Origin of the sequence: Pseudanabaena cinerea FACHB-1277 (assembly GCF_014696345.1) — a bacterium.
In the GTDB taxonomy this organism is placed as follows: domain Bacteria; phylum Cyanobacteriota; class Cyanobacteriia; order Pseudanabaenales; family Pseudanabaenaceae; genus Pseudanabaena; species Pseudanabaena cinerea.
Window position 1 is genome coordinate 1 of the sequence record NZ_JACJPY010000128.1, and the last position, 7,891, is coordinate 7,891.

General features: G+C 37.4%; 8 protein-coding genes. 4 read left to right on the forward strand and 4 right to left on the reverse strand.

All coding sequences use genetic code 11. The features are described from left to right. Positions 1-113 precede the first annotated feature (113 nt). Both H6F44_RS21365 and H6F44_RS21370 read right to left on the reverse strand, forming a co-directional pair. Positions 114-419, reverse strand: coding sequence for a helix-turn-helix domain-containing transcriptional regulator (locus H6F44_RS21365; protein ID WP_190353114.1), 306 nt, complete (start codon positions 417-419; stop codon positions 114-116). Continuing rightward, complete coding sequence (locus H6F44_RS21370; protein WP_190353115.1) at positions 406-750, reverse strand: type II toxin-antitoxin system RelE/ParE family toxin; 345 nt, start codon at positions 748-750, stop codon at positions 406-408. The genes H6F44_RS21365 and H6F44_RS21370 overlap by 14 nt, the downstream gene beginning before the upstream one ends. Positions 751-887: 137 nt before the next feature. Here H6F44_RS21370 and H6F44_RS21375 point away from each other — a divergent pair, with 137 nt between their 5' ends. After that, positions 888-4,946 carry a restriction endonuclease gene (locus tag H6F44_RS21375; protein ID WP_190353116.1) on the forward strand — a complete coding sequence of 1,353 codons (4,059 nt, stop codon included), beginning with the start codon at positions 888-890 and terminating at the stop codon, positions 4,944-4,946. 166 nt (positions 4,947-5,112) lie between these two features. Here the strand turns inward: H6F44_RS21375 and H6F44_RS21380 are convergent, their stop codons facing one another. Continuing rightward, on the reverse strand, positions 5,113-5,322 hold the full coding sequence (locus tag H6F44_RS21380) for a hypothetical protein (protein ID WP_190353117.1): 210 nt from the start codon (positions 5,320-5,322) through the stop codon (positions 5,113-5,115). On the opposite strand from H6F44_RS21380, the gene H6F44_RS21385 reads away from it, so the two are divergent. From H6F44_RS21385 to H6F44_RS21395, 3 genes are read left to right on the forward strand one after another with little or no spacing between them, the layout of a single operon-like run. Next, on the forward strand, positions 5,315-6,067 hold the full coding sequence (locus H6F44_RS21385; protein ID WP_190353118.1) for a ParA family protein: 753 nt from the start codon (positions 5,315-5,317) through the stop codon (positions 6,065-6,067). The two genes, H6F44_RS21380 and H6F44_RS21385, sit on opposite strands and share 8 nt — an antisense overlap. Beyond that, positions 6,067-6,987, forward strand: a complete 921-nt coding sequence (locus H6F44_RS21390; RefSeq protein WP_190353119.1) for a ParB/RepB/Spo0J family partition protein — start codon at positions 6,067-6,069, stop codon at positions 6,985-6,987. The genes H6F44_RS21385 and H6F44_RS21390 overlap by 1 nt, the downstream gene beginning before the upstream one ends. A 14-nt stretch (positions 6,988-7,001) precedes the next feature. Next, positions 7,002-7,328, forward strand: coding sequence for a cupin domain-containing protein (locus tag H6F44_RS21395; protein ID WP_190353120.1), 327 nt, complete (start codon positions 7,002-7,004; stop codon positions 7,326-7,328). Here H6F44_RS21395 and H6F44_RS21400 read toward each other — a convergent pair. Further along, positions 7,321-7,891, reverse strand: a 571-nt coding sequence (locus H6F44_RS21400) for a hypothetical protein (protein ID WP_190353121.1), incomplete at its 5' end; no start/stop codon positions are given. The two genes, H6F44_RS21395 and H6F44_RS21400, sit on opposite strands and share 8 nt — an antisense overlap.

The window sequence follows — 7,891 nt, forward strand, 5'->3', positions numbered from 1 at the left end:
GCAATATGCGATGTCTCAGGTTTTGGCTCCTTTGGTTAATCGGGGTGAGTTAGAGGTAGTATGGCAAGTTTTACGCAAGATTGCAGAAATAGAATCTTGATTTTTGGATGTTGTTAAGCAGGTTGTTTTTCCTGAACAGTTACTGAGAGTTTTAGCCCTAATTGGTTTAGTAATTTAGCAATTGTCATTAATTCACTGGGCTGTTGGTTTGGAAATAGTTGAGAGTTGAGATCTAAATTCAGATTATTGTTTTTTGAATTGCTAGTAATATTTTGTTGAGCTTCTGCGACGTTTTTCAAAGCCAATAAAATATGTTCAAAGTCACCACCTTCTAGGACTGCATCTAAGTAAGCAGCAGCTTCTAAGGGATCTTTTAAGGATTCAATTAGGTAGGAATGATAGCTTTTATAGGTTGGCATTTTCTCTTCTCTGAAAGTCTACCCAGTAGTGCTTTGCTCTGATGATATCTTGATTTTGGGTATTTTTGTCACCGCCACATAGCAAAAGAACAATGGTTTCTCCTGCTTGAGCAAAATATATGCGATAACCTTGTCCATAGTCAATTCTGAGTTCCATGACTCCTGAGCCAACAGGCTTGTAGTCCCCAAAGTTTCCATTTTCAACTCGATCGAGTCGTGCTTTAATTCTAGCTCTTGCTTGGCGATCGCGTAGTGACTCTAACCAAAGTTCAAAGGGACGCTCGTCCTCTTCGGTTGTGTAAAAGATTACCTCTTGTGGACGTGCTTCCATTGGCGTATTTAGCTTATAAAATATACACTTTTGATTTTGTCACAACTTAAATATTTAGTCTGCAACAAAATCATTTTATACACTATAATGTGATTTAAGGTAAACCTAATCAAAAGCTTTAAAAAGTTTTTACAAGTATGGCTCGTGGTGGTAAGCGTAAAGGTACAGGTCGTCCAAAAGCTAGTAGTGAGCCTACCAAGACAGTGCGTGTGCCGATAAGTTTTGCTGAAAAAATTCCTGAATTGCTTCAGCAGTATCAGGAAGAAAACTCTTTTGATGTTCTTCAGTTGCCTAGCAAAAGAGATGAAAACCTATTACCGCTCGCAAGTCTTGCTTGGGATGCGTTTGAGTCTTTTAGTCTTGATTTTATTGCTCGATTGCTCAAGCCTAAAGATATTTATCACTATGGTAATCAGGGGGATGATCAAGAAGGAGTTGATATAGTTGCTGATTTACAGAGTGGGGAAAAGTGGGCGTTTCAATGTAAACAGTGGCAGAAGTTTAATAAAAGTGATGCAATAAAAGTCATTCAACAAGCTCAAGGATTTGAAGCGAATCGCTTAATTTTACTTTTAAGTCGTGTAGCTAGCGTTGAGGTTCGGAAAGTTATTGCTGATGATCCCAGATGGGAACTTTGGGATGTGCGAGATATTTCACAAAAGGTACAGGAGATTGAAATTGAATCTGCTAGACGCTTGGTAAGAGGTCACTTTCATCCAGAATGGCAGAGTGCTTTCTTAAAAATTTCAAAATTAACTCCATTTATATCCTATGAAGACTTTTTTCATGGTTGGCTTAATGAAAATCGGCTATTTAACCATACATGGAAGCTTGAAGGACGTGATGAGGAGATTAAAAGCTTACAATGGTTTGTGTCTTTACAGGATAAGCAAGTTGCTATTTTATCTGGGCGTGGTGGTATTGGTAAAACTAGGTTACTCTACGAATTTGCAAAGACTTTTGAGCATTCTAATTTTTTGCTATGGTTTGTGGAAGAAGGACAATCAGTTACGTCAGAAAATGTAGATAATTTGTCACTGCATCCATGCATTATTGTTTTAGATGACGCTCATAAACTTGAGCGAGAAAAGGATTTACAGACTCTACTAGCAATTACAAGAGATCGTGCTAGAAATCATCAGCCTGAAATTAAATTGGTTCTTTCATCACGCCCCTATGCACTTGATCGCCTTAAATTAACTCTTAGACAAGGAGGAGTTAGTTCTTCTCAAGTTGAGATTATAAAAGAACTTAAAGATTTAAAAATGTCTGAATCTAAAGCTTTGTCGCTTCAGGCATTAGGAAATGATTATGCTCATTTTGCAGAACTATTAGCAAAGGTTACTAAAGATTGTCCATTGGTGACAGTAGTTGGTGGGCGATTACTTGCAACTAAGGGTATTCCTTTGTACTTATTAGAACGAGATGAAGATTTTCAGTATGAAGTACTTAATCAATTTGAGAGTGATTTGTTTAAGTCCATTAGTAATAATATCGAACCAAAAATTAGCAAGAAAATTCTAGAACTAATTGCGGCGATTTCTCCTATTCATTTAATGGAAGAGCAGTTTCAAGAAGCTGCTTCAGAGTTTCTTAATATAGATAAGTCTGAGTTACTCAGTTATATAGGTACTCTTGAAAATGGGGGAATTCTTCTGCGGCGTGGAGATGGTTTAAGAATTACGCCTGATGTCTTATCTGATCATATTCTTCACAAAGCTTGTTTAACTGATCAGGGAGAACCTACAGGTTATGCAGTAAAAATATTCAACTCATTTAGAGAAATTTATCCATCACAAATACTAAGAAATCTAGCTGAACTGGATTGGAGAGTTAGTTTGAGCAAGCAACAAGAAACTAATCTTCTTAGTACTATTCTACAGGATTTAAGAGAGGAATTTAAAAAAGCGCCTACAAACTTAGATAGATGCAAAATGCTAGACTTACTCAAAGAAATTGCATATTATCAGCCAAAATATTCATTGAATATAGTAGAGTTTATAATTCGTAATCCTCTTGTTACTGAAAAGAGAGGGACTTATGACTTTACACATTCAAATGTGATTAAAGAACTGCCAGAAATCATTGAACGAATTGGTAACAATCTTGAATATGTGCCTCAGTGTTGTGAGCTATTATGGCAGATTGGAAGAAATGACCAAAGTAAAACATACAATAACTCTCCTGAATCAATTAGAAGTCTAGTTAATTTTGCTAAATATGAAATTGATAAACCCTATGATTTTAACTGGCAAGTTCTTAAAACAGTTGAAAAATGGCTTCAAGAATCAGATATTCATGATCATATCTATTCTCCTTTAGATATTCTCGATCCGCTACTGGATAAAGAAATTGAGCATAGACTTTATGACGGTATAAGTCTTAAAATTAGTACATTTTCTGTAATTCGTGAAGAAACTCAAGAGATTCGTCAAAATGTTTTAGAAGTTATTCAAAATCTACTAAACTCAAGTAATCTTAAAGTTGTTCTAAGGGCGTTGAAGAGCTTAAGTAAAGCCCTGCAAGAGTTGAGATCAAGTGAACCACTTGAAGAGGTAAATCAATTGTGGGAATCTGAGCAGTTAGAAATTTTAGAGATGATTAATTCACTAGTTATTAGTGATAATATTGAGCCATTTGTCTGTTTAAATTCTATTGAATATCTTGACTGGTATTCACGACATAGTAGTTCTGAAGCAGTTAAGCTAAAAGCAAGAGATATTATAGATTCTGTCCCTAAGACTGATGACTTAAAACTTACTGGTGTATTGAGTAGTAACTATCTATGGGACTGGCAGGATGGAGAGATACATTATGATTGGAATCGAAAGGAGCAGATTGACACTGATATCGCCAAGACTTTCTTAGAAAGATATCCATTTCCTCAAAATGGTATTCAGGCTCTCAACGAAAGAATGCAAATTATTTCTGCAAATGGGGGCAAGATATCAACTCTTTTTTTGGATGTGCTACCAAGATTAAACCCAAATTATTCAATAGAAATATGTGAGCAACTTTTAAAACTGGAAGATTGTCCACTTTCTATGCACATAGCATCAATTCTTTACCAAGCGAAAAATTTTGATATTCAACGGGCTATCAAGGTCGTAAAAAATGCTATCAACATTGGTAGATCCTCATTTTGTACTTCATTTGCTAAGAAGTATTGGGCTTGGGATAAAGATTTCACTCAAGAAAATTTAACTGAAATAACTCAAACGCTTCTAACTCATTCTGATTTTGAGGTAAGAAAGTTGGCTATTAGTTCTTTAGCTATGCTGATTCAGTCCCAACCAAAATCGACTCTTTCTCTAGCTTTAAATATAGAAATTAGTGAGCATGAAGAACTAGCTGAAGAGCTTTTTGGAGCTATTAGCAGAGTTTCATTAGATGATTTAACTGATGATGAGCTAAAAATACTTCTAGATAAACTAGAATTGACGCGCACTTTGGATAGATTTCATATCAGTAACTTTCTTGTTCATGCGTGTAAGAGAATACCTTACCTTGCATTTCAATTGATACTTAAGCGAATTAAGTTATCTATAGATAAAGATCAAACTATTTACGAACCTATTCCTAAAAAATATTATGAAAACTATCTTCATTATTTAAGTGAATCTGAAAGATATGATGATATATTGAGAGAGATTCGTAACCTTTGGCTTGAGCAGTATTCAATTAGTTATAATTCTTCTGCCCATAATGATATTTTATCTTCAATTAAGCTAGAGCCATTGTACAAAGAGCTTTATAGAGAAGCCTCATTTAATTTTATTGGAGACTCAAAACGAGATATTAGTCCTGGAAGCATCAGAGTAGTTAGTGAGTGGGTCAACTCTAAAGATTCAGAGAAAATTGAAGCTGCTGGTACGTTAATTAATCAATTTCATTCTGGATTTATTTTTGGACACTCAGAATTTGTAAAGAATTTACTTGAAAAAGCTTATGATGCGGGAGATCAATGTTACGAAGCAGTAAGTAGAAATTTATTTGTAATAGCTTATACTAAAACACTTATGGGTATATCAGGGCAACCTTTTCCCGAAGACATCCAATTAAGAGATCAAGCTTCCGAAATTGCAAAACAATTTTTCAAAGGATCACCTATTTATAAGTTTTACAACTCTTTAGCAGAATATGCTGAATCCGAAATAAAGCGACAAGTGGATTTATATAAGGATGTGATAGATTAATTCAAATATTGGTTGTAGCGATCACATTGAGTTTTGTATCACTAGATTTAGCGATCGCCTATCTCTACCTTACTCACCTTCAAACTTTCACCGTGATTATTTTGTCTACAAGGCTCTGTTAGCGATCGCGCTTGATAATGACAAAAAGCGAGCGGCTGTTTCGGTCTTACCCCACTTTTGATGCTTGAGGCAACTGACGGATAACGTTACCCGTCAACTCAGAAATTGATGCAAAATGCTCGTTAAGCCCAGTATTTCTAGGTGTAAATTTATCTGAAATAATTAAATTTATTTTAAAAGCAGCACAGTTTATAAAAAAATTCCAAACATAAGTTACACTGCTTAAGTGTTGTTTACCAAGATATCCTGTGACCAAGATTATTGCCCTGTTTAATCAGTCTGGTGGGGTTGGCAAAACCAGCCTAACCATGAATCTGGGATACCAACTCGCCCAACGCGATCGCAAAGTCCTTCTCGTCGATATGGACCCCCAATCATCATTAACATCATTTCTAGGACTTGATATCTACCAACTAGACAAGACTATTTATCAGTCCATTACTCAGTACGAGAGCTTACCAATCCATCACAATATTCATGGCATGGATTTAGTCCCATCTAACATTCAGTTGAGTGCCGCCGAGATGGAGTTGGTCTTAGCTGAGTTTCGGGAAGTGCGTCTCAAAGATGCGATCGCTACAGTTCAAGAGCAGTATGATTTTATCTTGATTGACTGTCCTCCCAGTCTTGCCATCCTTAGCTATATCAGCCTGATTGCCGCTACCCATGTTTTAGTGCCTATTCAAACCCACTATAAAAGTCTAGTTGGTTGTAATTTGTTACTAGAAACTGTTGCTCGTGTCCGACAAAGGGCTAACCGTAACCTTAAAGTTGCAGGTTTTATTCCCACTATGCACGAAGGACAAACTCTGCAAGCAAAAACTAGTCTCAGTACCATTCAGACCCAACTATCATCAATTGCCACCGTCTATTCTCCCATCCCAAGGACGATCGCTTTTCCCGACTCGGCGCAAATGCACGAACCTTTAGCATTGCATTCCCCGAAGCACCCAGTTATCGATATCTTAAACCAAATCACAGATTCATTGGAGATAATTTAATGGCTAGCAAGCGACCTTTACCCGCGTATCAAATTAGCAATGTGCGCTTATTGGATGATCTGACTGCTGCAAATAATCAGACTGTTAAGGTTGATATGATCCAATTGCCAATTAAGCAGCCGCGCCGATATTTCGATCCGCAAAAGATGCAGCAACTTGTGCAATCGATCCAAGAACATGGCATCTTGGAACCGCTATTAGTTCGTCCTTTGGCAAATGGACAATATGAATTAATTGCAGGGGAAAGAAGATTTCGGGCTGCTCAAATTCTTGAACTAGATGCAGTACCGATCATCATTAAAGATGTTACCGACAAAGAAGCGATCCAAATCGCTCTTGTCGAAAATTTGCAGCGTGAAGACTTAAACCCTGTTGAAGAAACTGAGGCTATTCTAGAGTTATTATCGCTTTCCCTTGATATTGAAATTAGTGATATCACGTCAACCTTAAACCAATCTGCCAATGCTAAAAAGCGTGGATTAGAGTTGACGGATAACGTTACCCGTCAACTTGAAGCGATCGAATCTTTGCTAGCCAATGTCGGCAGATTTAATGCTGAATCCTTTCGCACAAATCGTTTGCCGCTATTAAATATGCCTGATGATGTTTTAGAAACATTGCGTCAGGGCAAATTAGAATTTACCAAAGCAAGAGCGATCGCCCGTATTCGCGATGAAGGTCAACGACAAGAATTGCTTGAGGAATCCATTGCTCAAAATCTGTCTCTCTCTCAAATTAAAGCTCGAATTGCTGCCTTTAAATCTGTTAAAGATGCGATCGCCACAGAGCCTTCTCTCAAAGATTTGATGAGTAATACTTTCACCGCAATGAAAAAATCAAAGGTTTGGGATAACCCTAAAAAAACTAAGAAGCTTGCCAAGCTTCTAGCCGAAATCGAAACTTTAATTCAGGATGAGTAAAACTCATTGAGGTTATGCCTAACATATACGAACTTTCTCAAGAAGTATATCAGTTAGAAAAATTTGAGCAAATTGTTTCTGGTAATAATATCCAGATTGAGCGCATCATTTCCACAGGACAAACCACCCCATTAGGACAATGGTATGACCAAGAACTTGATGAATGGGTAATCTTACTTCAAGGTGAATCCGAACTTTCCTATGCAGACGATACGAGAATACGACTAAAAGCAGGAGATTATCTGCTTATTCCCGCCCATACAAAACATCGCGTTGAATATACCAGTATCGATCCAGCCTGTATTTGGCTTGCCGTGCATGGCAACTTTCACCTTAGCTAATCCAAATCTCGTTGGAATCATAAAAGCTTCCCCGTTGCTCAAGTTTGAAATCGCCCAAAAGTAGTCCCAGCCAAATTTCTACGATTGGTAAACCCAAAGCAGTTTGTAAGTCTATCAGGCGGATAGGAGAAAAGTTGTTTTTAATACAGTGGGCGATCGCCTCAACCCAAGCCGACACATCTTCAGCATGAGCAGTACTAATCGCTTGTTCAAACTTCTCTTCAAAACCAAGCAAACTTGCCTGCTCCAAAGTTTGCATCAAAGTTTCCTTGTCAATTTCCTGAACAATTGAATTACCGCTTTTCGTTTGTTCAGCAGCCTTCTTAGGTAAACTTGGTAATGGCTCAATGAACTGGTCAAAATCCACTACCATCGACTGGCGCACATAACGATCAAAAGCATCATCAGCCATGATCGGCTCACCTTTTACCGCACGAGAATGTAACTCCTCAAATAAAAAACTAGAGCGATCGCAAAACAAATCCGCAATCTGACATACTGCTTCTCCAGCTATTCGCAACTGCGATCGCGTATCAAGATCAACCAGAGTCAGATCCAAAAGC